Genomic DNA, 25950 nt, shown 5'->3' with positions numbered 1-25950 from the left:
CCCGTTATTTCGCCAGCAGTTTCTCCACCGCGTCAGCGGTGCGTTTGGTGTTTTCCTGGATCCCGAGGAAGAGGTAGAGAACCCCCGCGGTCAGGATCACATAGGCGCCGCCGAAGATCAGCATGCCGATCCCCGAGAAGAACCCGCCATCGGCGCTGAACATCGTGGCGATGGACGCGATCAGCACCAGTAGGCCCAGCACTGCGACAAGTACGGAGACCAGCGTCTCCAGCGACTCGATGAAGAAGTTGCGCATCGTTATGCTCCCTGTTGCCGGCCCGTCGAAGGGGCCTGCGCAAAAAGGTGCATGCCGCGATTGAGTCGGGCAACAGTCAGCCTGTCGCGGCGGCAATCCCGCCGTCCCGCGGCGCCGGTCCGGGGCGCCCTAGTAACTGTATTCCTCGTAAATCTGCGACAGATCGCCCCGCCAGTCGCCGTGGTAGCGTTCCAGCAACTCGTCGGCGGGCGTCTTGCCGGTCTCGACGGTGTCTTCGAGCGCGTGCAGGAAGTGGCGCTCATCCTGCACCATGCCGCCGAGCCCCGGACGCGCCCGCGCCTTGAGTCCCGAGCGGGCGATATTGACGACCTCGGTGGCGAGCGATTGCATCGACCGGCCGTCGACCTCGGCCTGAAGCCCGTCCTTCGAGGCGGCGACGCGCCAGGCGTCGCGGGTCTCGGCATCCCAGCCCTTGACCAGGTCCCAGGCCGCATCGAGGGCGCCCTGGTCGTAGGTCAGTCCCACCCAGAACGCGGGCAGCGCGCAGAGCCGCCGCCAGGGGCCGCCGTCGGCGCCGCGCATCTCGATGAATTTCTTGATGCGAGCCTCGGGGAAGATCGTGGTCAGATGGTCGGCCCAGTCGCTGAGCGTGGGCGTCTCGCCGGGCAGGGCGGGCAGGCGTCCGGCCATGAAATCGCGGAACGACTGGCCCAGTGCATCGATATACCGCCCGTCGCGGTAGACGAAATACATCGGCACATCGAGCGCGTATTCGACCCAAGCCTCGAACCCGAACCCGTCTTCGAAGACGAAGGGCAGCATCCCCGTGCGCGCCGGGTCGAGGTCGCGCCACACGCGCGAGCGCCAGGACTTGAAGCCATTGGGCTTGCCCTCAAGAAACGGCGAATTGGCGAAAAGCGCGGTGGCCACGGGTTGCAGCGCCAGCGCCACGCGCAGCTTTTTCACCATGTCGGCCTCGGAAGCGAAGTCGAGATTCACCTGCACCGTGCAGGTGCGGTACATCATCGTCTTGCCCATGGTGCCGACGCGGTCCATGTAATCGGTCATCAGCCGGTAGCGCCCCTTGGGCATCATCGGCATGTCCTCGTGGCGCCAGATCGGCGCGGTGCCCAGCCCGATAAAGCCCACGCCGATCTCGTCGGCGACGCCTTTCACCTCGCGCAGATGTTCGTTCACCTCGTCGCAGGTCTGGTGGATGGTCTCCAGCGGCGCGCCGGACAGCTCCAGCTGCCCGCCCGGTTCGAGGCTGACATTCGCGCCGTCCTTTTCCAGCCCGATGATGTTCCCGTCCTCGACGATCGGGACCCAGCCGTGCCGGTCGCGCAGCCCTTCGAGCACGGCCTTGACCGAGCGCGGCCCGTCATAGGGGATGGGCTTGAGGCTGTCCTTGCAATAGCCGAATTTCTCGTGCTCGGTGCCGATGCGCCAGGCGTCCTTGGGCTTGCAGCCCGATGCCAGATACTCGGCCAGTTGCGCGCGGTCCTCGATGGGGCCGCCGCCGGATTGGGGGATGGACATCGGAAAGGGCGCTCCGGGCTTGTTCGCGTTTTCGTGGCCGTTAGACGTGCGCCGGTGCCGGGCTCAAGTCAAGGCCGGGCGTGGCCGCCGTCGCCAGAGCGTGATGTCGCCCTTTGCGGCAGGCCGGTCTAGGGCGGCCAGCATCTCGCCCGGCCGCGCGCCGGGCAGCGCGGCGAAGGCGTCGAACAGCGCCTCGGCGCCGGTCGTGTCCACCGGGATATGCAGGGTCGGCAGCGGCGCCTGGGCCAGCCGCCAATGGGGCCGGCCCGCCCCGTCGAAGACCAGCGCGATCTCTTCAAGCTCGCTCAGCGCCACGAAACCGCCGCCCTCGGCCGCAAGATACGCGATCTGGCCTTCATCCACCTCGACGACCCCCGGTGCCATGCCGCCGCCGCGAAACCGCATCCGGCGCAGCGCGACAAAGGCCAGCCCCGCGCCAGTCAGCACGAAAACCAGGCCGAGGCCCTGGTAGAACAGCCCGCCGAAGCCGAAGACCCAGATACCGCAACCGGCAATCGCCACCGCGCCGAAGAGATCGCGCCAGCGCATCAGCGCGGCCAGAGCCTCGGGGCGGAACGGGCTCATGCCCAATCCCCCAGCGCCTGCTGCCAGACGGTGAGCGCGGCCACCGCGGCGGTGTCGGCGCGCAGAACCCGCGGCCCCAGGCTGACCGGGTGCGCGAAGGGCAGCGCGCGCAGCCTTGCGCGCTCGGCCTCGGAAAACCCGCCCTCGGGCCCGATCAGGATCGCCCACGGCCCGCGCGGCGCGTCGCCCAGTGCCCGGCCCTCGCCCGCCAGCGCCTCGTCGCAGAACATCAGCCGGCGGCCCTCGGGCCAGGTGTCCAGCACGGCGCCCAGCCGTTGCAGCTCGGACACCTCGGGCACGTAGGTGCCGCCGCATTGCTCGGCCGCCTCCACGGCATGGGCCTGCAACCGGTCGCGGCGAATCCGCTCGGCATTGGTGAAATCGGTCTGCACCGGGCAGATGCGCGCCGCGCCCATCTCGGCCGCCTTTTCCACGATGAAATCGGTGCGCGCCTTCTTGATCGGCGCGAAACAGAGCCAGAGGTCGGGGGGCACCTGCAACGGCCGCGTCCGGGCCTCGCAGACCAGCGCGCCGGCGCGCTTGCCCGCGTCGGCCACGCGGGCGCGCCATTCGCCATTCAACCCGTCGAACAGCAGCACGAAATCGCCGACCGTCAGCCGCATCACGCCGAAGAGGTAATGCGCCTGCTCCCGCGACAGAGGAACCGTTTGCCCCGCCCCCAGCGGGTGCTCTACAAAAAGCCTGATCTTCGCCGCCGAACCTGCATCGCTCATGGGGGCCATTGATATGTCCGACAGCATCCAAACGCCAGAGGCCGAGGGCCAGGTCTTCGACGCGGTCAAGGGAAACTGGGTCGACCGGCTGGCCCCGCCCTGGGCCCGGCCCTATCTGCGGCTGTCGCGCGCCGACCGGCCGATCGGCACCTGGCTGCTGCTGCTGCCGTGCTGGTGGGGCGTGACGCTGGCCGCGGCCGGCACCGGGTTTCGCTGGATGGATATCTGGATCTTCGTCGGCTGCGGCATCGGCGCCTGGCTGATGCGCGGAGCGGGCTGCACCTGGAACGACATCACCGACCGAAATATCGACGACAAGGTCGCGCGCACCCGCTCGCGCCCCATCCCCGCGGGCCAGGTGACGGTGCAACAGGCCATCGCCTGGATGGTGATCCAGTCGCTGGTGGCGTTCTGCATCCTTCTGACCTTCAACATCGCGGCCATTGCGCTGGGCATCGCCTCGCTGGGGCTGGTGGCGATCTATCCGTTCGCCAAGCGGTTCACCTACTGGCCGCAGATCTTCCTCGGGCTCGCCTTCAACTGGGGGGCGCTTCTGGCCTGGACGGCGCACACCGGCAGCCTGGGCTGGCAAGCGGTCGTGCTCTACCTCGCCGGCATTGCCTGGACGATTTTCTACGACACGATCTACGCCCACCAGGACAAGGAAGACGACGCGCTGATCGGGGTGAAATCCACCGCGCTGCTGTTCGGCGAACGGACCGGCGAGCGGCTGCGCCAGTTCATGATCGGGGCGGTGGGGCTGATGGCGCTGGCGGTGCTGGGCGCGCTGGTTCCGTCGGCAGGGGCGGTTGCGGTCATTCTGGGGCTGCTGGGCGTGGCGGGCTTTGCCGCGCATCTCTACTGGCAACTCGCGCGTCTGGATATCGACGACGGCGATACCTGCCTGACGCTGTTTCGCGCCAACCGCGATGCCGGGTTGATCCCGGTTGTCTTTTTCGTGATCGCGATGCTCGCCTGATTGCGCCGTCCGCGTCGAGGCCGTAGAGAGGGTCACCGCCGAGAGACGAGGATTTCTAACGCGCCATGCGCCTGTCTGCCAACCTGATCGCCGGCCTTGCGATCGCGCTCGCCGCGCTTTTGTCCTTTGCCGCCGCAACCGTTGCCGTGACCCAGATCGAAACGCGCAGCGCCGCCGCGGTCGAGCGTATCCTGCTGGCCGAGGGCATCGACTGGGCCGCGGTCGAGACCAACGGGTTGCGCATGACGCTGAGCGGCACCGCCCCCGACGAGGCCGCGCGGTTCAACGCCCTCAGCCTGGCCGGGCAGGTGGTCGAATCCAGCCGTCTGATCGACGCGATGGACGTCACCCCGAGCGAGCCGATCGCGCCGCCGCTTTTTTCGCTGGAGCTTTTGCGCAACGATCAGGGCGTCTCGATGATCGGGCTGATCCCCGGCGACGGTGCGCATGAGCGCATCGCCGCGGCGGTGCAAGAACGCAGCGCCGGCCAGCCGGTGACCGACATGCTGGACGTGGCCGACCATCCCGTGCCCGCGGCATGGCCCGACGCGCTCGAGTTCGGTCTCGCGGCGCTCGAACGGCTGGAGCGCGCCAAGATCTCGATCTCGGCCGAGCGGGTGGCGGTGACCGCCATCGCCGACAGCCTGCCGGAAAAGCGCAAACTGGAAACCGCCCTGGCGCGGCGGGCGCCCGAGGGGCTGGAGATCTCGCTCGACATCTCGGCGCCGCGCCCGGTGATCACGCCGTTCACGCTGCGCTTTCTCATCGACGAGGACGGCACGCGGTTCGACGCGTGTTCGGCCGACACCCAAGAGGCCGCCGACCGCATCATTGCCGCTGCCGTTGCCGCCGGGTTCGAGGGCAAGGTGAATTGCATCCTGGGCCTGGGCACCCCCAGCCCGCGCTGGGGCGCGGCGGTGGAGACCGGCATAGCGGCGCTGGCCGAGCTGGGCCGGGGCACGCTGACCTTTTCGGATGCCGACGTGACGCTCGTCGCCGCCGACGACGTGCCGCAGGCCCTGTTCGACCGGGTGGTGGGCGAGCTCGATTCGGCTCTGCCCGAGGTGTTCTCGCTGCATGCCGTGCTGCCCGAGCCGGTCAAGGTCGACGGCAGCGGCGACGAGCGCGGGCCGGCCGAATTCTACGCCACGCTCAGCCCCGAGGGCCTGGTGCAACTGCGCGGCCGCATCCCTGACGCGATCGCCCGCGGCGCGACGGAAAGCTATGCCAGGTCGCGCTTCGGGCCCGGCAACGTCTACGCCGCGATGCGCCTCGATTCCGACCTGCCCGAGGGCTGGCCGCTGCGGGTGCTGGCCGGTCTTGCGGCGTTGTCGGACCTGCGCAACGGCGTGGTGATCGTTCAGCGCGACTACCTGCGCCTCAGCGGCACCAGTTTGGACGAGAACGCCGGCGACCGCATCACGCGGGAGTTGTCCGACAAGTTGGGCGAGGCGCAGAATTTCGAACTCGACATCCGCTACGAAAAGCCGCCTGCCGAGCCCGAGGCCGCCGCCGCGATCGACCCCGAGACCTGCGTCGCCCGGATCAACGAGATCATCGGAACGGAAAAGATCACCTTTGAACCCGGGGCGACGACGTTGGGCCCCGAGTCGGTGGGCGTGGTCAACCGCATCGCCCGCGAAATGCGCACCTGCCCCGATGCGGAAATGGAAATCGGCGGCCATACCGACAGCCAGGGCCGGGCGGAGATGAACCTCGACCTCAGCCAGAAACGCGCCGAGGCGGTGCTGAACGCGCTGATGGCGCGGCGCGTTCTGGTGGGAAACCTGACCGCCCGCGGCTATGGCGAAACCGAGCCCGTGGCCGATAACGGTACCGAAGAGGGGCGCGAGGCGAACCGGCGGATCGAATTCCGCCTGATCGGCGACAACGCGCCGCCGGCCGAAGACGAGACCGCAGACGCCGGGTCCGAGGAAGATACCGCAGACGATGCCGCAGAAGACGCCGGGACAGAGGCCGAGGCGGCCACGGAGGGCAGCGAATGAACCGCACCGAATTCATCATCGTCACGACGATCGTCCTGTTCGTTGCTTTCCTTCTGGGCTGGTTCGCCTCGTGGCTGATCCACCGGGTGGCGCGGGTGACGCAGTCGGACATGGGCGAGCTTGACCAGATGGCCAAGGCGCTGCACGAGGCCGAAGAAACCCGCGACCAGGCGATCACCTACCTGCAACAGCGCGAGGCGGAACTGACCAACCAGATGACCCAGACCGAGGCCGAATTGCGCGCCGCGATGGACGGGCTGAGAGAGGCGCGCCAGGAGGCCGAGGAACTGCGCGCCTATGTGGAGCGGATCAGCGCCCAATAACGCGCGGGCCAGGTCCTGGCGCGGATTTCCTGAAAAGAACTTTGCCGTGACTTTTCGAAAGCCTCGGGCCGCCTGGCGGCGGCGGGCCTGCGGCCCGGTTGGGTATTTGGGCCAAGAAGAAGGGGCGGGCTAGCCCCCGCTCCAGCGGCCGAGCGCCTGTTCGTCCTCGTCCCGGGCCGCTACCCAGGCGGCGCCGTCGGCGTCGTATTCCTTTTTCCAGAAGGGCGCGCGGGATTTGAGGTAATCCATCAGGAACTCGGCCGCGGCGAAGGCGTCGGCACGGTGGCGCGCGGCGGTGGCGACCATCATGATCATCTCGCCCGGTTCCATGGGCCCGTGGCGGTGGACGATCATGCAATCGGCCAGCGCAAAGCGGGCCATCGCCTCGGCCGCGATCTTTTCCAGCGCGCGCTCGGTCATGCCCGGGTAGTGTTCGATCTCCATGCGGGCGAGGCCGCCGTCGCGGCGCACGATGCCGGTAAAGGTGACGACGGCGCCGGCATCGGTGTGGCCGGCGGCGAAGGTCCCGGCCTCGGCGCCGAAATCGAAGCGGGCGGACTGGACCCGGATATCCATCTCAGCCCCCGGTCATCGGCGGGAAAAACGCGATCTCGCGCACGCCGGCGAGCGGCGCGTCGAAATCGGCAAGCTCCTGGTCGACGGCGACGCGCAGCGCCGAGAGATCGGCGAAGGCGGCGGCGTAGCGGTCTTCGCGTGCCTTGAGTTCCTCGACCAGCTCGGCCACCGTGGCCGCCGAGGTCTCGACCCGCTCTTTCGGCAGGCCGATCCTTTCGCGCACCCAGGCGAAATAGAGGATGTCGATCATCGTTTGTCCTCCCGCAGATGGGGCCAGGCCTTGGCGAAGTAATCGGCCCCGGTGATCAGGGTCAGCCCGGCGGCGGCGACAAGCAGCAGCGTGCCCAGGGTTCCCACCGCGGCGTGCGGCACCAGGCCGTGGGCCAGCAGCACCGTTATCGCGACCATCTGCACCGTGGTTTTCCACTTGGCGAGCCGCGTGACCTTGAGCTGGCCCGCCGCCGCGCCCAGGAATTCGCGCAGCCCCGAGACGAAGACCTCGCGGAACACGATCACCCCGGCGGCGGCGGTGATCCACGGGGCCATCCCGTAGGCCGCGACGACCACCATCAGCGCGATCAGCACCATCGCCTTGTCGGCGATCGGGTCGATCATGGCGCCGAAGCGGCTGGCGAGGTTCCATTTTCGGGCGATATAGCCATCGACCCAGTCGGTGGCCGAGGCCCCGACAAACACGCCGAGCGCCACGGCATCGGCCGCGGGCCTGTCCCAGAGAACGAAGATCAGCGGGAACAGCGGCGCCGCGACGAGCCGCAGGATCGACAGGATATTGGGCAGGGTCCATCTCATTTGCGCGTCATAGCCCGTCAGCCGCGCTCATGGAAGAAGCCGTGGATGGTTTCGGCCAGGCTGTCGGAAATACCGTCCACCGCCTTGAGATCGGCCAGGCCCGCGCGCGCCACCGCCTTGGCCGAGCCGAAATGGGTCAGCAGCGCGCGCTTGCGGGTGGCGCCGACGCCCGGGATCTCGTCAAGCGGCGTGGCGCCCACGGCCTTGGCGCGCTTTTGCCGGTGGGCGCCAATGGCAAAGCGGTGCGCCTCGTCGCGCAGGCGCTGGACGAAATAAAGCACGGGATCGTTGCGCCTGAGTGCGACAGGGCGGGCGCCGGGGCGGTGGAACTCTTCCTTCCCGGCGTCGCGGTCGATGCCCTTGGCCACGCCCACCACGGGAATGTCCTCGACCCCGAGATCGCCCATGATCTGCGCCACCGCCGATATTTGCCCGGCGCCGCCGTCGATCAGCAACAGGTCGGGCCAGGTTTCGCCCTCGCGGTCGGGGTCTTCTTTCAACAGGCGCTGAAAGCGGCGGCTCAGCACCTCTTTCATCATGCCGAAATCGTCGCCGGGGGTGAGGTTGTCGCCCTTGATGTTGAACTTGCGGTACTGGCTTTTGACAAAGCCCTCGGGGCCGGCCACCACCATCGCGCCCACCGCGTTGGTGCCCTGGATATGCGAGTTGTCGTAGATCTCGACGCGCCTGGGCGGGGCGTCGAGCGCGAAGGCCTCGGCGAGGCCGGCCAGCAGCTTGCCCTGGGCCGCGCTCTCGGCCAGCTTTCGGCCCAGGCTTTCCTTGGCATTGCGGGTGGCGCCGGCAACGAGGTCGAGCTTTTCGCCGCGCCGGGGTACGGCGATCGCGACCTTGCGACCCGCGCGTTCCGACAGCGCCTGCGCCATCAGGTCGCGGTCCTCGATGTCGTGCGACAGCAGGATCAGCCGGGGCGGCTCCTTGTTGTCGTAGAACTGGCCGAGAAAGCCTTGCATCACCTCCTCGGGTCCGGCGCCGGCGCCGGTGCGGGGGTAATAGTCTCGGTTGCCCCAATTCTGGTGGGCGCGGATGAAAAAGACCTGCACGCAGGCCTGCCCACCCTCAAGGTGCAGTGCCACCACGTCGGCCTCGGCCACGCCGCGGGGGTTGATGCCCTGCACGGACTGGACCTGGGTCAGCGCGCGGATGCGGTCGCGCAGCGCCGCGGCGCGTTCGAATTCCAGCCGTTCGGCGGCGGCCTCCATCTCGGCGGCGAGGCTTTCCTGCACGCCGGTGCTGCGCCCCTGCAGGAAACGCTCGGCGTTGCGCACCGAGGCGGCATACTCGGCCCGGTCGATCCGGCCCACGCACGGGCCGCTGCACCGCTTGATCTGGTACAGCAGGCAGGGCCGGGTGCGGCTATCGAACATCGAGTCCGAGCAGTTGCGCAGCAAGAACACCTTTTGCAACTGGTTGAGCGTCCGGTTGACCGCGCCCGCGCTGGCGAAGGGGCCGAAATAGGCGCCCTTCTCGGCCTTGGCGCCCCGGTGCTTTCTGATCTGGGGGAAGGGGTGGCCGGTAGTGATCAGGATGTTGGGAAAGCTCTTGTCGTCGCGCAGCAGCACGTTGTAGCGCGGCTTGAGCTGCTTGATCAGGTTCTGCTCCAACAGCAGCGCCTCGGTCTCGGTGCGCGTGGTCAGAAACATCATCGACGCGGTTTCCGAGATCATCCGGGCGATGCGCGGGGAATGGCCCGAGGGCTTGGCGTAGCTCGACACACGCTTTTTCAGGCTCTTTGCCTTGCCGACATAAAGCACCCGCGCCTGCGCATCGAGCATCCGGTACACGCCCGGAGAATTGTCCAGCGTGGCAAGATACGACTGGATGCAGGCATGGCCGCGGGGCCGCTCGGGCGGCGGAGTGTCGGTCTCGTGCTGGGGCGTGTCGCTCATCGGTCGCGCCGGTTCGATTCCATCTGTGTCGCTGCACAGATAAGGTCGCATATCGCAAGAGAAAACCTGTCCACGCGTTCTGTGGATAACCCTGCGTGTAACCATTAGGCCAGTGGAATTTATCCTTGAATTCTGGCGATTTCGTCGTCTTGCCTAATATTTGGGCATGGTCATACACCTTTGATTTTAAAGAAGAACTTTTTGCGCCTACGCAAATCACTGAAAACGTTAAAAATTATCTAACGGAAATGTGACGGTCTGGTTTCTGGTGGACAAGTTTCGGCAAAATCGACCGCGATGGCCCTGTCACTCCAGCCCCTGCACGTCCGGAGTTTGCCAGTTGAGGTGCTGGCCACCATCGACGCAGATCAGTTGTCCGGTCACCGCGCGGGCCTCCAGCAGATATCCCAGGGCGGCGCAGATATCCTCGGCATCGGCGCCGCGGGCCAGCGGCGTGGCGGCGCGCTGGCGGGCGAAATGCGCCTCGCTCTGGCGCCCGCCGCGCAGGGTCGGGCCGGGGCCGATGGCGTTGACGCGCACCCGCGGCGCCAGCCCCTGCGCGGCGGTGCGGGTAAAGGCCCATAGCCCCATCTTGGCGATGGTGTAGCTCATGAACTCGGGCGTCAGCTTGCGCACCCGCTGGTCGATCATGTTGACCACCAGCCCCCCGGCCACGGGCTCGCCCCGCGGGTCGGGCAGCGGCTCGGGCACCTGGGCGGCGAAATGCTGGGTCAGCACGACCGGCGCGCGCAGGTTCGACTCGATGTGCCGGTCCCAGCTTTCGCGGGTGGCGGTTTCAATGCGGTCGTGCTCGAAAATCGAGGCGTTGTTGATCAGGACGGCCAGCGACCCGCCCAGCGCCTCGGCCGCGCGGGGCACCAGGGTTTCGGTCTCGGCCTCGGTCAACAGGTCGGCGCCCAGCGCCACGGCGCGCAGGCCCAGCGATTGGATCTCGGCCACCGTCTCTTCCGCCCCGGCGGCCGAGCTGGCGTAATGCACCGCCACGTCGAACCCGCGCCGGGCGAGATCCAGCGCCATGGCGCGGCCCAGACGCCGGCCCGCGCCGGTCACCAGCGCACGTCCTCGCGGCGCGGCGCTCATGTCAGCACCATCACGATGTATGCCGCATAAAGCGCGACAAAGGCGGTGCCCCATCGCTTGCCCATCGACCAGCCGGCAAAGACGAAGGGTGCCAGCAGAACCGACGCGGCCAGCATCACCCAAAGATCGAAGCCGAGCATCTCGCGCGGCACCTCGATCGGGCCGACGAGGCTGGCGATGCCGACGATGGCCAGCAGGTTGAACATGTTCGAGCCGATCACGTTGCCCAGCGCCACATCGGCCTGACGGCGTATCGCGGCCATCACCGTCGTCGCCAGTTCGGGCAAAGAGGTACCTATGGCGACCAGCGTCAGGCCGATCACCGTCTCGCTGACGCCGATCTCGCGGGCGATGTTGATCGAGGCGTCGACCAGCAGATCGGCGCCCAGCGGCAGCCCGATCAGCCCCAGCACAAGGAACAGCGCGATCTTGGGCCCCGAGATCGTCGGGTCGGCCCCCTCGATCTCGGTCGGATCGTCGGCCTCGGCCAGCCGGGCCCGCGTGTCGCGCCGGTGGTTGCGGGCGGTATAGAACGCATCGCCCAGCACAAGGCCCAGCGCCGCCAGCAGGATCAGCCCGTGCCACCAGGTGAACACGCCCCAGAAGGCGAGCCCTATGAACAGGACCGAGGCGGCGATCATCATCACGTAGGTCCGCCGCGTGTCGCATTCATCGGTACGTAGCCCGCTGACGATGGCCGGGATGCCGAGAACCAACAGCACATTGGCCGTGTTGGACCCGACGACATTGCCCAGTGCAATGCCCGGCGCGTTGTCCATCACCGCCTTGATCGCGATCAGCAATTCGGGCGCCGAGGTGCCGAAGGCCACGATGGTCAGGCTGACGATCAGCGCCGGAACGCCCAGCCTCAGGCTGAGATTGACCGCCCCCTTGACCAGCGCGTCGCCCGCAAGCAGCAGGATGACGAGCCCGAGGCAGGCGTAAAGCACGTCCAGCGCCATCTCGCGGACTTATCCCTTGCGGCAGGGGCAGTCGCCCTTGCCCAGAAGGTAGCGCCCGCAATGGGGGCATTTGCGCGGCTTGCCCAGGCGCAGGCTGCGGCCGCCGGGCCCGGGAATGCGCAGCTTGCCGAACATGGCCATAACGCCCATGGCGATCAGGAACAGCGTGACGATCTTGATAATCATCGGTCAGAGCCCATAGCGCGCCCAAAGCACGCGGCTTTCGACCTCGTCGGCGATGTCGGCCACGACGCGCGTGCCCAGCCGCGGGATCAGCCCGCGCCGGGCTCCGTGGACGGCAAAGCGCGTCTTGTCGCCGAACACCTCTTTCATCTTGGGCACCAGATGCGCGACCCCGTCGGCCAGCCCCAGTTTGACCGCCTCGCTGCCGACCCAGACATCGCCGGTGAAAAGCTCGGTCTCGGAGTCCAGCTTGGCGCCACGCCGGGTTTTGACATGCTCGATGAAGGTGGCGTGCACCTGCTCCTGCAGCTGCGTCAGGCGGGCCACGTCCTCGTCCTTTTCCGGCTGGAACGGGTCCAGAAGGCTTTTCGATTTGCCCGCGGTATGCACCCGGCGCTCGATCCCGTAGCGGGCGATGAAGTCGGGAAAACCGAAGCCCGCCGAAATCACCCCGATGGACCCGATGATCGAGTTGTCGTCGAGCCAGATCTCGTCGGCGGCGGACGCTATGTAGTACCCGCCCGAGGCGGCCAGGTCCTCGACGAAGGCGTAAACCGGGCGCTCATGCTCTTCGGCCAGGCGGCGGATGCGCCCCGCGATCAGCGAGGATTGCGAGGGCGAGCCGCCGGGCGAGTTGATGACCAGCGCCACCGCGTCGGGCTTGCCCCGGCGAAACGCGCGGTCGAGTACCGGTGCCATTGCCTGGTCGTTCAGCCCGCTGCCCAGCCGTGAGCCCGCGGCAATGGCGCCCGACAGGCGTACCACCGCCACCAGGGGCGGCTTTTTGACGAAGGGGATCCAGCGCATCATGGGAGGCATGTAGATCGGCCCCCGGCCGGGAACAAGGCGCAGCGGCAAATGCGGCGCCAGTGTTGCGCCGCTGCTAATGCGCGGCGTGGCCCTTGTCGACGGTGAAGAAGAAATCGGGCGCCAACTCGTGCTGCCATACCTCGTCGGGCACCACCTCGGGCCCGGCCAGGAACACGCCCGCGCCGAAATGGCCGTGCAGGCGCGACAGCCGTTCCATCCGCGGCCCGGTAAGTTCCTGGTAGAAGGCGGCGTAGTTGGGCGCGGCCTTCAGCGCGTCGATCTTGGCGCGGTGGGCGGCGACGCAGGCGTGGTGCGCCGCGGCGATCTCGGGGTCGGCCATCAGCCGGTCGTACTCGGCCCTGAGCAGCGGCAGCCGGGCGTGGATCGAGGCGTCTTCCTCGGCGTTGTTGTTCATCCGAAACCAGTAGGCGAGGCCCTGGTCGCGGTCGACATGGTTCACCCGCCCCCGGTCGCGTTTGACCAGAAAGCTTTCTGCCGAGCGCACGGCGTAATGGTTGAGCGTCACCAGGTCGTAGCCCACGCTGCCAACCGTCGAGCGCCAGGCGTTGCGGTACATCGTCTCCGGCAGCGGCCGGCCCGAGCCGTTGACCCAGTTGACCTCGTCCACCAGTTGCGGCCGCAGCCCCTTGGGTCGGTGCACCCCCATCTTCTTGAACAGCCCGATATTGCGGTGCAGCGTCTTGAAGCCCCACGCCTGGTGCGGCTTGCGCGCCATCTCGGGCGCGCAGCGGGTGAACGCCTCGGTGACAAAGCCGTCGCGGAATTCGTGGATGTCGGAATTGCCGTAAAGCCGCCAGGTCATCGAGATGAGGTTGGCGTCGGGCACCGCCGCGTGCAGATCGCCAAGCCGCCCCTCGCCCACATGGATGTTGATGAACTCGTCCACGTCCATGCAGACCAGCCATGCGGCCTTCTGGATCATCGGCTCGCCCTCCGCGGCCTGCAGCGCGGCGTGCTGGGGCTTCAGCCCGGTGTCGCGGAACGGGTTGTCGCGGTGCTGTACCAGCCCCTTTTGCTGCAACAGGTCCAACAGGGTGTCGGTGCCGTCAGTGCAGTCGTTGGTGTAGATCAGGAAATCGTCCACCCCGATGGCGCGATGATAGGCCAGCCATTCAAGGATGAAGGGCCCCTCGTTCTTCATCGTGGTGACGATGGCGGTGCGCTCTTGCGCGGCCTCCGGTTTCAGCGTCTGCGCGGGCACCCGGCGCGGCTTGTGGCCGAACCGCTCTTCGGCCAGCGCGACCAGGCGCGCGTCCTCGACGAGGCTGGTCTTGGGCACCAGGCGCGCGACCTTGTCCTCGCCGTGGCGCAGCGCCATGCAGCGGATGAAGGGCACCGCCTCTGGCGCCGGCGCCGCGCCCACCACACGCACCAGCCGCCAGACCGTTGCCGGGCCCGCCCGTGCGGGCGCGACGCACCACCGCCCGTTGCCGCCCGTCGCGTCGAACTGGCGGCAGATATGGTCGCCGAACCGCGCCTCGGCCCCCTTGCGGATCTGCCACGGGTAGACGCGCTGGCCGACAAGCTGGACCAGCCCCCCGGCTGCGGCCTCGGCCCGCTCAAAGACGGTGCCGCCGTCGATGGGCAGGACAAGGTCGTGGACATCGATATTGGCCACCGCGCGGGCGCGGGCCAGAAAGCGGTGGCGCATCCATTCATAGATCACCGTCTCGCCCAGCGGCGCGGTCCAGGGGTCGGGGGCCGGTACCTCCATCCGGTCCTTGCCGGGGGCGTCGGGGGCGTTGATCGGGTGCGCCTCGGGGGCGCTGTCGGCCTGGCCAAGGGGCACGTCGCAGGTGACCAGCATCGCCAGCGCGATGCCAGGCACCTCGGCCTTGGCCAGCGCTTGGGCAAGCGCAGTGTCGGCGCCGGGCGCGGCCCGGTCGACGATCAGTGCGGCCTCGGCGCCATGGCTGCGTGCATGGTAGCGCAGCCAGTCGACCACCGTCTCGGCGCTCTCGCCGTTGCGCACCGCGAAAAGCGTGGCCCGGCCGGCGAAGGGCGCGGTTTCGGCGGGGGCCGCGACGGTGGTCTCGGCGCAGCCGGCCAGGGGCAGTGGAACGGCGTCGCCCGTGCCCGAAACCCGGGCGAGCACCGACAGGCCCCCGCCGATGCTGCGCACGTCCTCGAGCAACAGCCCCGGTTTGCCGACGAGATCCTGCGCCGCAAGGCCCGACTTGAAGACATACCGCACCGCATCCTCGCCCGTGCGGATGCAGTCGAGCAGCGTGGCCCGGTCGTACCGGCGGACGGTCATGTTGCGTTCGATCAGCTTCACCGGCGGGCCTTGTCTGTCGGGGCGCGGGTCTGTGGACCAAGACCTATCAAGCGCGGTGCGCCAGGTCGAGTTGGCGCGACCGTCGGCCGCCGCCCTAGCCGATCTTGCCGCGGTTCTCGCCCACCTGCCCGCGATGCAGCAGAATGTGGTCGAGCAGCACGCAGGCCATCATCGCCTCGCCCACGGGCACCGCGCGGATGCCCACGCAGGGGTCGTGCCGGCCCTTGGTGACGATCTCGCTCGTCTCGCCGGACCGGGTGATCGTCCGCCGCGGCGTCAGGATCGAGGAGGTCGGCTTGACCGCAAAGCGCACCACCACGTCCTGCCCGGTGGAAATCCCGCCCAGGATGCCGCCCGCGTGGTTCGAGGAATAGACCGGCTGCCCGTCATTGCCCATGAAGATCTCGTCTGCATTCTCGACGCCGGTCAGCGTGGCGGCGGCCATGCCCTCGCCGATCTCGACGCCCTTGACCGCATTGATGCTCATCATCGCCGCCGCGAGGTCGGTGTCGAGCTTGCCATAAACCGGCGCGCCAAGGCCCGCGGGCACCCCGCGCGCCGTGACTTCGACCACCGCGCCGACCGAGTTGCCCGATTTGCGCAATTCGTCGAGATCGGTGGCCCAGTGCGCCGCGGCCTGCGCATCGGGGGCCCAAAACGGGTTGTTCCCGATCTCGTCCCAGTCGAAACGGGCGCGGTCGATCCCCTGCGCGCCCATCTGCACCATGTAGCCGGTGATGCGCAGCCCCGGTGCCAGCGTGGCCAGCGCGGCGCGGGCGATGCCCCCCGCGGCCACGCGCGCGGCGGTTTCCCGCGCCGAGGACCGGCCGCCGCCGCGATAGTCGCGGATGCCGTATTTCTGCCAATAGGTGATGTCGGCATGGCCGGGGCGGAATTTCTCGGCGATATCGCCGTAATCCTTCGACCGCTGGTCGGTGTTGCGGATCATCAACTGGACCGGCGTGCCGGTCGTCTGCCCCTCGAACACGCCCGAGAGAATTTCCACCGCGTCCGCCTCGCGCCGCTGGGTTGTGAACTTGCTCTGCCCCGGCTTTCGCCGGTCGAGCCAGTGCTGCAGCATGCCCTCGTCGATTGCCACCCCCGGCGGGCAGCCGTCGACCGTGGCCCCCAGCGCCGGCCCGTGGCTTTCGCCCCAGGTCGTGACGCGGAAAAGGTGGCCGAAACTGTTGAGGCTCATGGGGCGTGCTCCTGTGTCCTTCGGGGAATAGCGGCCGGCGCGCGCCCTCTCAAGTGCTTTCCCTTGCGGCGCCGGGCCCGCCGCGTTAGCGTGCGCCGTACCTCGGGGCGCCCTCGACAGGGCTGAGACGCATCCATGCGGACCCGTTGAACCTGAACCGGTTAGAACCGGCGGAGGGAAGGTGACTGGACATTCTCCACCCCTATCCCGGCCGCCCCGTGTACGGAGGATGCCCATGAAGACCCTGATCCTCGCCGCGGGAGCCCTCACTGCCAGCATGGCAGCGGCGGACACCCCCGTGCTGACGGTCTATGCGCCCGACTATTTCGCATCGGAATGGGGCCCTGGCCCCAAGATCGAAGAGATGTTCGAGGCGCGCTGCGGCGGCTGCGACCTTGTCTACCGCATCGGCGATCTGCTGCCGCGGCTGCTGCTGGAAGGCGCCCGGACCGAGGCCGATGTCGCCATCGGGCTGAACACCGATATTACGCTCAAGGCCCGTGCCTCGGGTCTGTTCGCACCGCACGGGCAGGACAACAACGCCCTGACCCTGCCGATCGAATGGACCGACGACATCTTTCTGCCTTTCAACTACGGCTACACGGCCTTCGTCTACGACAAGACCCGGCTCGCCGAGCCGCCCGCGAGTTTCGACGCGCTGCTCGACGCGCCCGACGAGTTGGCCCTGGTGATCCAGGACCCGCGCACCTCGATCTCGGGACTTGCGCTGCTCTTGTGGGTCAAGGCCGTCTATGGCGACGAGGCCGGGGCCGCGTGGGAAAAGCTGGCGCCCAAGGTGCTGACCGTGACCAAGGGCTGGTCGGAATCCTACGGCATGTTCACCAGCGGCGAGGCCGACATGGTGCTCAGCTACACCACCTCGCCCGCCTACCACCTGATCGCCGAGGGCGACGACACCAAGGCCGCCGCGATCTTCCCCGAGGGGCACTATTTCATGGCCGAACTGGCCGCGAAAATCGCCCGAACCGACCAGCCCGAACTGGCCGACGCCTTCATCGGCTTTATCCTGTCGGACGCGTTCCAGGCGATGATCCCGACGGCGAACTGGGCCTACCCGGCGGTGATGCCCGAAGACGGGCTGCCCGAGGGCTTTGAAAGGCTGGGCGTGCCCGACCGCGCGATTTTCTTCGATGAGACCGAGGCCGCGACGCTGCGCGAGGTCGCGCTGGCCGAATGGCTGGCCGCGTTCGGCCGCTGAAACAGGGAGGACGACATGAGATTTCCGATGATCGCCGCGGCGGCGCTGGCCGCCGGCCCCGCGCCGGCCCAGACGCCGGTGCTGACCGTCTATACCTATGACAGCTTCGTCACCGAATGGGGGCCGGGCCCGCAGGTCGAGGCGGCGTTCGAAGATGTTTGCGGCTGCGACCTGCGCTTTCTGGCGATGGGCGACGGCGCGGCGCTGTTGGCGCGGCTCCAGCTCGAGGGGGCGCGCACCGAGGCCGATATCGTGATGGGGCTCGATACCAACCTGACCGCGCGGGCGGCCGACACCGGCCTCTTCGCACGGCACGGGCGCGACGATGTCAAGCTGGACCTGCCCGTGGGCTGGGACGACGACATGTTCCTGCCCTATGACTGGGGTTATTTCGCCTTCGTCTACGACAAGACGAAACTGGCCACCCCGCCCGGCAGCTTCCAAGAGCTGATCGCCGCGCCCGAGGATCTCAAGATCATCATCCAGGACCCGCGCTCTTCCACTCCGGGGCTGGGCCTGCTGCTGTGGGTGCAGGCGGCCTATGGCGAACGCGCCGGCGAGATCTGGCAGGGGCTCGCGCCGCATGTGCTGACCGTGACCAAGGGCTGGTCCGAGGCCTACGGGCTGTTTGTCGAGGGCGAGGCCGACATGGTGCTCAGCTACACCACCTCGCCCGCCTATCACCTGATCGCGGAGGGCGACGACACAAAGGCCGCGGCGCCCTTCGCCGAGGGGCATTACATGCAGATCGAGGTAGCCGGCCGCATCGCGTCGTCCGACCAGCCGGAACTCGCCGAACGGTTTCTCGACTTCATGCTGACGGACGCGTTCCAGTCGGTCATTCCGACGACCAACTGGATGTACCCGGCCGTCACCCCCGAGGGCGGGCTTCCGCAGGGTTTCGAAACGCTGATCTCGCCCGATGAGGCGTTGATCTACGCCGCGGGCGAGGCGGCCAAGGTGCGCGACGCGGCGCTTGAGACATGGCGCGCCGCGCTCGCCCGCTAGGGCCCGCGGTCGCGGCCGGCGCCGCGGCGGCGGCTCTGGTTCTGGCACTGGCGCTTGTGCCGTTGGGCGCCGTGGCCTGGCGTGCCGAGGCCGGCGCCGGGCTGGGGCCGGCCGACTGGGCCGCGGTGCGCTTTACCCTGTGGCAGGCGTTCTTGTCGGCGGCACTGTCGTGCCTGCTGGCGGTGCCGGTGGCGCGCGCGCTGGCGCGCCGGAACTTTGCCGGCCGGGGCGTTCTGATCACGCTGTTGGGTGCGCCGTTCATCTTGCCGGTGATCGTGGCGGTGCTGGGCCTGCTGGCCGTCTACGGGCGCAGCGGGCTGATCTCCGACGCGCTGGGGCTGCTGGGCCTCGGACCCATCGACATTTACGGGCTGACCGGCGTGGTGCTGGCGCATGTGTTCTTCAACCTGCCGCTCGCCACGCGGCTGGTGCTGCAGGGCTGGCTGGCAATCCCGTCCGAACGGTTCCGGCTGGCCGCCTCGCTGGGCTTTGCGCCGTCCGACGTCGCCCGCGTTCTGGAACGTCCGATGCTGCGCGCCACCCTGCCGGGCGCCTTTTTGGTGATCTTCCTGATCTGCATGACCAGCTTTGCCGTGGCGCTGACGCTGGGCGGCGGCCCCCGCGCCACCACGGTCGAGCTGGCGATCTACCAGGCCTTCCGCTTCGAATTCGACCTTGGCCGCGCGGCGCTGCTGGCGCTGGTGCAGTTCGCGCTGTGCGCGGCGGCGGCGGTGCTGGCCTTTGCCGTGGCGCTGCCCACGGGGATGGGCGCCGGACTCGACCGTCCGGTCGCGCGGTGGGACGCGACCGGCCGTGCGCTGCGGCTGACCGACGCCGCCTGGCTGGCCTTCGCCGCGCTCTTTCTGATCCTGCCGCTCGGCATGGTGGTGGCCAAGGGCCTGCCGGGGATGGCCGGGCTGCCGGCCAGCGTCTTTGCCGCGGCGGCGCGCTCGGTGCTGGTGGCGCTGGGCTCGGCCGCGCTGACGCTGGCGCTGGCCCTGCCGCTGGCGCTGGCCGCGGTGCGGCTGGGCGGCGCTGGGGGCGCGGCGTTGCAGGCGGCGGGCACCCTTTCCATCGCAACCTCGCCGCTGGTCATCGGCACGGGTCTTTTCATCCTGCTGTTCCCGGTGGCCGACCCGGTGGCGCTGGCCCTGCCCGTCACCGCGCTGGTCAATGCCGCGATGAGCCTGCCCTTTGCGCTTCGTGCCCTCGTCCCGGCGGTGGCCGAGGCCGAGGCGGGGTTCGGCCGGCTGGCCGACAGCCTGGGCGTGGCCGGCCGGTCGCGGCTGCGGCTGGTTCTGCTGCCCCGGCTGCGCCGGCCCGCCGGATTTGCCCTTGGGCTGTCGGCGGCGCTGTCGATGGGCGATCTCGGCGTCATCGCGCTTTTCGCCGACCCCAGCCAGGCCACGCTGCCGCTGCAGCTTTACCGGCTGATGGCCGCCTACCGAATGGAGGACGCCGCCGGCGCGGCGCTCTTGCTGCTGATCCTCAGCCTTGCCCTGTTCTGGGTGTTCGACAGGGGAGGGCGCGCCCATGCTGCGGCTTGAGGGCCTGATGCTTCAACAGGGCCGGTTTCGCCTGATCGCCGATTTCGGTGTCGAAGAGGGGCATATCGTGGCGTTGCTGGGCCCGTCAGGGGCGGGCAAGTCGACGCTTCTGGATGCGATTGCAGGGTTCTTGCCGCCCGCGCGGGGCCGCGTCCTGTGGCGCGGGCAGGATCTGGGGCCGCTGGCGCCCGGCGCGCGGCCCGTCTCGATGCTGTTTCAGGACAACAATCTCTTCCCCCATCTCAGCGTGGAGCAGAACGTCGGGCTGGGGCTGCGCCCCGACCTGCGCCTCGGCGCCGACGACCGCGCGGCCGTCGCGGCGGCGCTGGACCGGGTCGGGCTGGCGGGGTTCGAGACGCGCAAGCCCGCCGCGCTGTCGGGCGGGCAGCGCAGCCGCGTGGCGTTGGCGCGGATGCTGCTGCGCGGCCGTCCGCTCGTGCTGCTGGACGAGCCGTTCGCGGCGCTGGGCCCGGCGCTGAAACGCGAGATGCTGACCCTCGTGGCCGAGCTTGCGGGCGAGACGCGGGCGACGGTGCTGATGGTCACGCACGATCCCGCCGATGCCCGCGCCGTGGCCGACCAGGCGGTGCTGGTGGCCGACGGCCGGGCCGAGGCGCCGCGCCCCACCGAAGCGATCTTTGCCGACCCGCCGCCAGCCCTGCGCGCCTACCTGGGCTGACAAACGAAAAACGCGCCCCGTAGGGCGCGTTTCACTGGTCTGGGCGCAAGGGGCCCCGATCAGATTTCTTTCTTCTTCTTGTAAGGCGCCCAGAGCCGCTTGTTGGTCAGGTACAGCAGCACGGTCAGCACGGTGAGGAAGATCACCGAGACGAAACCGGCCTGCTTGCGCGCCATCATCTTGGGCTCGGCCGTCCACATCAGGAAGGCCGAAACGTCCTTGGCCTGCTGCACCGGGGTTGCCTCGGTGCCGTCGGCATAGACCACGTCATCGCCGTAAAACTGCGGCGGCATCGCGCTCCAGCCGCCGGGAAAGACGTCGTTCGCGTAGTAGATGGTGCCCGCTTCTTCCTTGGTCTCTTCGGAGAAGCCGGTCAGGTAGGACGCGATGTATTCCGGCCCGCCGATGCCGCGGAAGAACTGGTTCAGACCCAGGCCCGACGGCCCGTGGAAGCCCGCGCGCGCCTTGGCGATCACGCTGAGGTCGGGCGCCCCGGGATAGGTGCCGGCCGGGAAATGGTCGACCGGCTTGGCGGGGCGATAATCCTCCAGCTCGGGATCGTAGATCTCGAACTGGGCGGTGTATTCGCGCATCGCCGCGTCGCTCAGGCTGGGCCCGCCGGGATCGGCGAGCGTGCGGAAGGGCACCAGTTCCAGCCCGTGGCAGACCGAGCAGATCTCGGTGTAGACCTGCAGGCCGCGCTGAAGCTGGGCCTGGTCGTACTTGCCGAACGGTCCTTCGAACGGGAACTGGTAGTCGGTCACGTGCCCGCCTTCCGCGGCCATGGCGCTGCCAGCGCCAAAGCTGAGGGTCAGGGCCGCGGCGGCGGCGATGGTGAGTTTCTTGAACATCTGTCTCGTTCCTTCTCTCACTCGGCCGGGCTCGTCTGCGCCGAACCGGCTTTCGGCTTGCCGCCGTAATGCGCGTTGAAATCTTCCTCGATCGTTTCGGGCTGCGGCAGCGGTTTTTCAAGCGCGCCGAGCGCCGGCAGGATCAGCAGGAAGTAGGCGAACCAGTAGGCCGACCCGATCAGCGCGACGGTGGTGTAGATGCCTTCTGCCGGCATCGCCCCCGCCCACATCAGCACGAAGAAGTCGACCACGAGGCCCCAGAACGCCCATTTGAACATCGGGCGATAGCGGCCCGAGCGCACCGTCGAGGTATCCAGCCACGGCGTCAGAGCCAGCACGATGATCGAACCGAACATCGCCAGCACGCCGAAGAACTTGGCATCCACCACGCCGAGGGTCAGCCAGTCGGTCAGCATCACCGCCCAGACTTCGCCGTCGAAGGCGCGCAGGATGGCGTAGAACGGCAGGAAGTACCATTCGGGCACGATGTGGGTCGGCGTCACCATCGGGTTGGCCGGGATGTAGTTGTCGGGGTGGCCCAGGTAGTTGGGCATGAAGCCCACGATCGCGAAGAACACGATCATCACGATGCCCAGCGCGAACAGGTCCTTGATGACGAAGTAGGGCCAGAACGGCAGGGTGTCGCGCTTGACCTCTTCCTTCGACCCGCGGCGCACCTCGACCCCGGTGGGGTTGTTGTTGCCGGTGGTGTGGAAGGCCCAGACATGCACGATCGAGAGCCCGAGGATCACGAAGGGCACAAGGTAGTGCAGCGAGAAGAACCGGTTGAGCGTCGCGTTGCCCACGGCGGGCCCGCCCAGCAGCCAGGTCTGGATCGGCTCGCCGACCCACGGGATCGCACCGAACAGGCCGGTGATGACCGTGGCGCCCCAGAACGACATCTGCCCCCAGGGCAGCACGTAGCCCATGAACGCGGTCGCCATCATCGCCAGGTAGATCAGGATACCGATGATCCAGGTCACCTCGCGCGGGGTCTTGTAAGAGCCGTAGTAGAGCCCGCGGAAGATATGCAAATACACCGCAACGAAGAACAGCGACCCGCCGTTCGAGTGCAGGTAGCGCAGGAAGTGCCCGCCGTTCACGTTGCGCATGATATGTTCGACCGACTGAAAGGCCATGTCGACATGCGGCGTGTAATGCATCGCCAGCACGATGCCGGTGACGATCTGCAGCATCAGCGCGAAGAACAGCACGATCCCCCAGATCCACATCCAGTTGAGGTTCTTGGGGGTGGGAATCATGATCGTGTCGTAGATCAGGCCGACGATCGGCAGACGCCGATGCAGCCACTTCTCAGAGCCGGTCTTCGGCTCGTAGTGATCGTGAGGAATACCGGACATCGGGTGCTCCCTTAACCGAGTTGGATGGTCGTCTCGTCCACGAAGGACGCGACCGGGATGTGGAGGTTTTCAGGCGCGGGACCCTTGTGGATGCGACCTGCCGAATCGTAGTGCGAACCATGGCAGGGGCAGAACCACCCGCCAAAATCACCCGACTGGTTGCCGATCGGAACGCAGCCCAGATGGGTGCAGACGCCGATCATGACCAGCCATGTACCCGCGTCGTCCAGCGTCCGGTTGGCATCGGTCGCGGGGCCGGGCTTGTTGGGGTTGCGCGAGTCGGGGTCGCGCAGTTGGTCGACGTCCCAGTCGCGCGCCAGCTCGATGTCTTCGGGCGTGCGCTTGCGGATGAACACGGGCTTGCCGAGGAACTTAACCGTAAGCTGCTGGCCTTCGACCACCGAGGCCACGTCCACCCGGATCGAACTCAACGCCTGAACGTCCGCCGAGGGGTTCATCTGGTCCACCAGGGGCCAGACCATCGCCCCAGCCGTCACCGCACCAGCCCCCGCAGTGGCGTAGTAAAGGAAATCGCGGCGGGAGCTGTCGTGATCTTCTGCGTGCGACACGAGAATTCTCCTTTGCATGACCGTCGGTACGGTCGCTTCGTCAAAAAACGGGCCGGGGTGCTCCCGCGGCCTCTTGCGCGAGTTAACTAGACCTCGCAACGACTTGCGTCCAGCGGACATACCCGCGCAGGATGCCCGCCAGCCAGATATAGCACCCGGTCGACAGTGGTATACCCGTGACCTTCTGATGCAACTACAAAAAATTGTATCTGGACAGGAAATTTGGGAATACCTGAGGTGGAACAAAACCGCATTGGATCGATCCATGACACGTCTTTTTCACGCCCTTTTGATGCTTCCTCTTCTGGCCCTTCCCGCCGCCGCGCAAATCGAGCTCAGCGTCTATACCGGCTACCAGACCGCGCCGCACAGTGACGTGTCGGGCAGCGATCCCGGCGGAGTGGGCGATTTCGATTTCAACGCCGAATGGAAGGGCAAATCGTTCGACATTCCGCCCTACTACGGCATCCGCGCCACCTGGTGGCGGACCGAGCGTTTCGGCCTCGGGCTCGAATTCAACCACGCCAAGGTCTATGCCAGCGACGATACGCTGGCCGATAACGGGTTCGACCGGCTCGAGTTGACCGACGGGCACAACCTCGTGACGCTCAACGCCTTCTACCGCTGGCCCCAGCCCGACCGGCGCTGGACGCCCTATGTGGGGGGCGGTCTCGGCGTGGCGATTCCCCATGCCGACGTGATGACCGCGGGTGGCAAGACCTTCGAATACCAGCTGACCGGCGCCGCGGTGGTCTGGATTGCCGGGCTCAGCTACGAGTTGAATGAAGAATGGGCGATTTTCGGTGAATACAAGGGCAGCTACAGCCAGAACGATATCGACCTAGACAACGGCGGGTCGATGGACGCCAACATCGTCACCAACGCTCTGAATATCGGCATCAGCTACCGATTCTGACGCTCAGGCCGGGGTCGTCGCCACCATCGACGGGCGCTGCACGAAATCGGCGTACCAAGAGGCCAGCCGGTCATGCCCGGTGCGCCAGTCCCGCGTGCCATGGCGAAAGTCGAGATAGCCCAGCGCACAGCCCAGCGCGATCTGGCCGATATCGACGGGACCCGCCAGATAGGCCATCCAGCGCCCGTCCAGCGTTGCGAGGCTGCGGGAAATCTTGTCCCACTGGGCCTCGACCCAATCGGGGGAGCGTTTCGATTCGGGGCGCGAGCGGGTCTCGTAGATCATCAGCACCGCGGCATCCATCATGCCGTCGGCGGTCGCCTCCAGCGTCAGCGCCTCCCACAGGCGCGGGGCGGACGGGTAAAGCCGCCCGCCGGCCCGGTCGTCGAGAAAGCGGCAGATGACCCGGCTGTCATAAAGCGCGGGTCCGTCGGGGCGGATCAGCGACGGGATCTTGCCCAAAGGGTTGTGCGCCAACGGCATTGCCGAGCATTCGGTCGGATGGCCAGCGACGGGTATCGGCTCGACATCGGCCTCTTGGCCGGTTTCGCGCAGGACGACCTTGACCTTTCGGCAGAAGGGCGAGGCCGGATTGTCGAAAAGCTGCATCACACGCGGCGGATACGCAGCCGGCCCAGGGCGCTCGCGTCGATCTCGACGCCGGGGCCGTTATGGCCGACGCGGATGGTCCGCTTCAGGCGTGCAGTGCCGTTCATCTGCTCGTCGTCGCGGCGGAATTGCATACCCTCATGCACATCGTCCATCGCGTCTTCGGCGCGCTGGTCGCGCGGTGCGGGCTCCATGCTGCGGCTGATCGCATAGGTTGCCAGCGCGATGGCGCCGTAGCGGACGCCGACACGCAGGGCCACACCGGCAATCGGGGCGATGGGCAAAGGCATGGGATCACTCCTTGATCGGTTGACTTAAGAATAGGCAATGCCGGCGGGTCTGTCCATTCACGTGTCGGACAGGGCCCGCATCAGGTCGGCAAGCATCCGTGCCTCCGGCCCGGCAAGGTCCAGCCCCGCAGCCGCGCCCAGCCGGGCGGCGGGGGGCTTGTTCTGGCTCAGTTTCCAGGTGCCGTCGACATCCGCGACCCGCATCCGGCAGGGCACGATCGCGCGCATCAGCCGCTCCATCGCCGCCTCGGGCATCTTGGCGGTGGTCCAGGGCGGCTTGGGCGCGAGCCCTGCCTCGAACAGCGCCGATTGCCGGTCGAGCAGGTCGCGCAGCGTATCGGGCGGCGCGGCCTCCAGCGTGCCGCGCAGATGCACGGCGACGTAATTCCATGTCGGCACCTGGTCGGGCACGCCGTACCAATCGGGCGAGATATACCCATCGGGCCCCGCAACCGCCATCAGCGCGGGCGCGGGCAGGGACCGGGCCAGCGGCGTGGAACGCACCAGATGGGTTTCCAGAAGCGTGCCATCCTCGGACAAGAGAAACGGCACATGGCTGGCAAGCGGGCCGTCGGCCCCGTTCACCGTCAGAACGCCAAAACCGCGCGCCCGGGCGAAGGCCACGTTCCTGTCGTGGGGTTCGCTGCGAAAGGCGCGGTTGGGATGCATCGC

At 67.8% G+C, this 25950-nt stretch carries 28 protein-coding genes and 1 riboswitch; of the genes, 8 read left to right on the top strand and 20 right to left on the bottom strand.

Annotation, left to right across the window (positions count from 1 at the left end; translation table 11 throughout):
• Positions 1–4 precede the first annotated feature (4 nt).
• From Ga0609869_RS05920 to Ga0609869_RS05905, 4 genes are all read right to left on the bottom strand, one after another.
• Positions 5–256: a hypothetical protein gene (locus Ga0609869_RS05920; RefSeq protein WP_125405637.1), complete on the bottom strand. Its 252-nt coding sequence runs from the start codon at positions 254–256 to the stop codon at positions 5–7.
• A 129-nt stretch (positions 257–385) separates the two neighbouring features.
• Positions 386–1756, bottom strand: coding sequence for a glutamate--cysteine ligase (locus Ga0609869_RS05915; protein WP_125405640.1), 1371 nt, complete (start codon positions 1754–1756; stop codon positions 386–388).
• A 63-nt stretch (positions 1757–1819) separates the two neighbouring features.
• The gene (locus Ga0609869_RS05910; RefSeq protein ID WP_125405643.1) at positions 1820–2341 is read right to left on the bottom strand and encodes a hypothetical protein; all 522 of its coding nucleotides are present in this window, start codon (positions 2339–2341) and stop codon (positions 1820–1822) included.
• A complete protein-coding gene (locus Ga0609869_RS05905) occupies positions 2338–3075 on the bottom strand; it encodes a 16S rRNA (uracil(1498)-N(3))-methyltransferase (protein WP_125405646.1) in 738 nt (245 codons plus the stop codon). The genes Ga0609869_RS05910 and Ga0609869_RS05905 overlap by 4 nt, the downstream gene beginning before the upstream one ends.
• 13 nt (positions 3076–3088) lie before the next feature.
• On the opposite strand from Ga0609869_RS05905, the gene ubiA reads away from it, so the two are divergent.
• The 3 genes from ubiA (at position 3089) to Ga0609869_RS05890 (ending at position 6383) form a co-directional block, all read left to right on the top strand.
• On the top strand, positions 3089–4054 hold the full coding sequence (gene ubiA, locus Ga0609869_RS05900) for a 4-hydroxybenzoate octaprenyltransferase (RefSeq protein ID WP_125405649.1): 966 nt from the start codon (positions 3089–3091) through the stop codon (positions 4052–4054).
• Between the two features lie 65 nt (positions 4055–4119).
• On the top strand, positions 4120–6060 hold the full coding sequence (locus Ga0609869_RS05895) for an OmpA family protein (RefSeq protein ID WP_125405652.1): 1941 nt from the start codon (positions 4120–4122) through the stop codon (positions 6058–6060).
• Entirely contained in the window at positions 6057–6383 is a 327-nt protein-coding gene (locus tag Ga0609869_RS05890) for a hypothetical protein (RefSeq protein ID WP_125405655.1), read from the top strand. Before Ga0609869_RS05895 ends, Ga0609869_RS05890 begins: the two co-directional genes overlap by 4 nt.
• Before the next feature lie 129 nt (positions 6384–6512).
• On the opposite strand, the gene Ga0609869_RS05885 is transcribed toward Ga0609869_RS05890, so the two are convergent.
• From Ga0609869_RS05885 to aroC, 10 genes are all read right to left on the bottom strand, one after another.
• Positions 6513–6959, bottom strand: coding sequence for a molybdenum cofactor biosynthesis protein MoaE (locus tag Ga0609869_RS05885; RefSeq protein ID WP_125405658.1), 447 nt, complete (start codon positions 6957–6959; stop codon positions 6513–6515).
• Between the two features lies 1 nt (position 6960).
• Positions 6961–7209, bottom strand: a complete 249-nt coding sequence (gene moaD / locus Ga0609869_RS05880; RefSeq protein WP_125405660.1) for a molybdopterin converting factor subunit 1 — start codon at positions 7207–7209, stop codon at positions 6961–6963.
• Entirely contained in the window at positions 7206–7769 is a 564-nt protein-coding gene (gene pgsA / locus Ga0609869_RS05875; RefSeq protein WP_125405663.1) for a CDP-diacylglycerol--glycerol-3-phosphate 3-phosphatidyltransferase, read from the bottom strand. The genes moaD and pgsA overlap by 4 nt, the downstream gene beginning before the upstream one ends.
• A gap of 17 nt (positions 7770–7786) precedes the next feature.
• Positions 7787–9676 (bottom strand): excinuclease ABC subunit UvrC, encoded by a 1890-nt coding sequence (gene uvrC, locus Ga0609869_RS05870; protein ID WP_125405666.1) that lies wholly within the window; start codon positions 9674–9676, stop codon positions 7787–7789.
• Positions 9677–9982: 306 nt separating this feature from the next.
• Entirely contained in the window at positions 9983–10777 is a 795-nt protein-coding gene (locus Ga0609869_RS05865; RefSeq protein WP_125405669.1) for an SDR family oxidoreductase, read from the bottom strand.
• A complete protein-coding gene (locus Ga0609869_RS05860) occupies positions 10774–11739 on the bottom strand; it encodes a calcium/sodium antiporter (RefSeq protein ID WP_125405672.1) in 966 nt (321 codons plus the stop codon). Before Ga0609869_RS05860 ends, Ga0609869_RS05865 begins: the two co-directional genes overlap by 4 nt.
• Positions 11740–11748: 9 nt before the next feature.
• On the bottom strand, positions 11749–11925 hold the full coding sequence (locus Ga0609869_RS05855; RefSeq protein WP_170168819.1) for a hypothetical protein: 177 nt from the start codon (positions 11923–11925) through the stop codon (positions 11749–11751).
• A 3-nt stretch (positions 11926–11928) separates the two neighbouring features.
• Positions 11929–12732: a S49 family peptidase gene (locus Ga0609869_RS05850; protein ID WP_125405675.1), complete on the bottom strand. Its 804-nt coding sequence runs from the start codon at positions 12730–12732 to the stop codon at positions 11929–11931.
• Between the two features lie 73 nt (positions 12733–12805).
• On the bottom strand, positions 12806–15031 hold the full coding sequence (locus Ga0609869_RS05845) for a glycosyltransferase family 2 protein (RefSeq protein WP_342772226.1): 2226 nt from the start codon (positions 15029–15031) through the stop codon (positions 12806–12808).
• Between the two features lie 94 nt (positions 15032–15125).
• Positions 15126–16229, bottom strand: coding sequence for a chorismate synthase (gene aroC / locus Ga0609869_RS05840; RefSeq protein WP_125405678.1), 1104 nt, complete (start codon positions 16227–16229; stop codon positions 15126–15128).
• A 93-nt stretch (positions 16230–16322) separates the two neighbouring features.
• A riboswitch (TPP riboswitch) is annotated at positions 16323–16425 on the top strand.
• 39 nt (positions 16426–16464) lie between these two features.
• Here aroC and Ga0609869_RS05835 point away from each other — a divergent pair.
• From Ga0609869_RS05835 to thiQ, 4 genes are read left to right on the top strand one after another with little or no spacing between them, the layout of a single operon-like run.
• The gene (locus Ga0609869_RS05835) at positions 16465–17448 is read left to right on the top strand and encodes a thiamine ABC transporter substrate-binding protein (RefSeq protein ID WP_125405681.1); all 984 of its coding nucleotides are present in this window, start codon (positions 16465–16467) and stop codon (positions 17446–17448) included.
• A 15-nt stretch (positions 17449–17463) separates the two neighbouring features.
• A complete protein-coding gene (thiB, locus tag Ga0609869_RS05830) occupies positions 17464–18456 on the top strand; it encodes a thiamine ABC transporter substrate binding subunit (protein ID WP_125405683.1) in 993 nt (330 codons plus the stop codon).
• A complete protein-coding gene (locus Ga0609869_RS05825; protein ID WP_125405686.1) occupies positions 18432–20003 on the top strand; it encodes an ABC transporter permease family protein in 1572 nt (523 codons plus the stop codon). Before thiB ends, Ga0609869_RS05825 begins: the two co-directional genes overlap by 25 nt.
• Entirely contained in the window at positions 19990–20682 is a 693-nt protein-coding gene (gene thiQ, locus Ga0609869_RS05820; protein ID WP_125405689.1) for a thiamine ABC transporter ATP-binding protein, read from the top strand. Before Ga0609869_RS05825 ends, thiQ begins: the two co-directional genes overlap by 14 nt.
• A 59-nt stretch (positions 20683–20741) precedes the next feature.
• On the opposite strand, the gene Ga0609869_RS05815 is transcribed toward thiQ, so the two are convergent.
• Genes Ga0609869_RS05815 through petA form a run of 3 tightly spaced genes read right to left on the bottom strand, consistent with a single transcriptional unit; the run spans position 20742 to position 23463 of the window.
• Positions 20742–21533, bottom strand: coding sequence for a cytochrome c1 (locus tag Ga0609869_RS05815; protein ID WP_125405692.1), 792 nt, complete (start codon positions 21531–21533; stop codon positions 20742–20744).
• 17 nt (positions 21534–21550) lie between these two features.
• A complete protein-coding gene (locus tag Ga0609869_RS05810) occupies positions 21551–22894 on the bottom strand; it encodes a cytochrome b (protein ID WP_125405695.1) in 1344 nt (447 codons plus the stop codon).
• A gap of 11 nt (positions 22895–22905) precedes the next feature.
• On the bottom strand, positions 22906–23463 hold the full coding sequence (petA, locus tag Ga0609869_RS05805; RefSeq protein ID WP_125405698.1) for a ubiquinol-cytochrome c reductase iron-sulfur subunit: 558 nt from the start codon (positions 23461–23463) through the stop codon (positions 22906–22908).
• A 292-nt stretch (positions 23464–23755) separates the two neighbouring features.
• Here petA and Ga0609869_RS05800 point away from each other — a divergent pair, with 292 nt between their 5' ends.
• Complete coding sequence (locus tag Ga0609869_RS05800; RefSeq protein ID WP_245972286.1) at positions 23756–24379, top strand: outer membrane protein; 624 nt, start codon at positions 23756–23758, stop codon at positions 24377–24379.
• 3 nt (positions 24380–24382) lie between these two features.
• Here the strand turns inward: Ga0609869_RS05800 and Ga0609869_RS05795 are convergent, their stop codons facing one another.
• The 3 genes from Ga0609869_RS05795 to Ga0609869_RS05785 are packed head-to-tail and all read right to left on the bottom strand — an operon-like array spanning position 24383 to position 25947.
• On the bottom strand, positions 24383–24988 hold the full coding sequence (locus tag Ga0609869_RS05795) for a glutathione S-transferase (RefSeq protein ID WP_125405704.1): 606 nt from the start codon (positions 24986–24988) through the stop codon (positions 24383–24385).
• The gene (locus Ga0609869_RS05790; RefSeq protein ID WP_125405707.1) at positions 24988–25278 is read right to left on the bottom strand and encodes a hypothetical protein; all 291 of its coding nucleotides are present in this window, start codon (positions 25276–25278) and stop codon (positions 24988–24990) included. The genes Ga0609869_RS05795 and Ga0609869_RS05790 overlap by 1 nt, the downstream gene beginning before the upstream one ends.
• Positions 25279–25335: 57 nt before the next feature.
• The gene (locus tag Ga0609869_RS05785) at positions 25336–25947 is read right to left on the bottom strand and encodes an FMN-binding negative transcriptional regulator (protein WP_125405710.1); all 612 of its coding nucleotides are present in this window, start codon (positions 25945–25947) and stop codon (positions 25336–25338) included.
• Between the last annotated feature and the right edge of the window lie 3 nt (positions 25948–25950).

The organism is Rhodovulum iodosum (assembly GCF_041020385.1).
GTDB lineage: Bacteria > Pseudomonadota > Alphaproteobacteria > Rhodobacterales > Rhodobacteraceae > Rhodovulum > Rhodovulum iodosum.
Note: the sequence above shows the minus strand (reverse complement) of the source record. Positions and strands in the feature narration are given on the sequence as shown.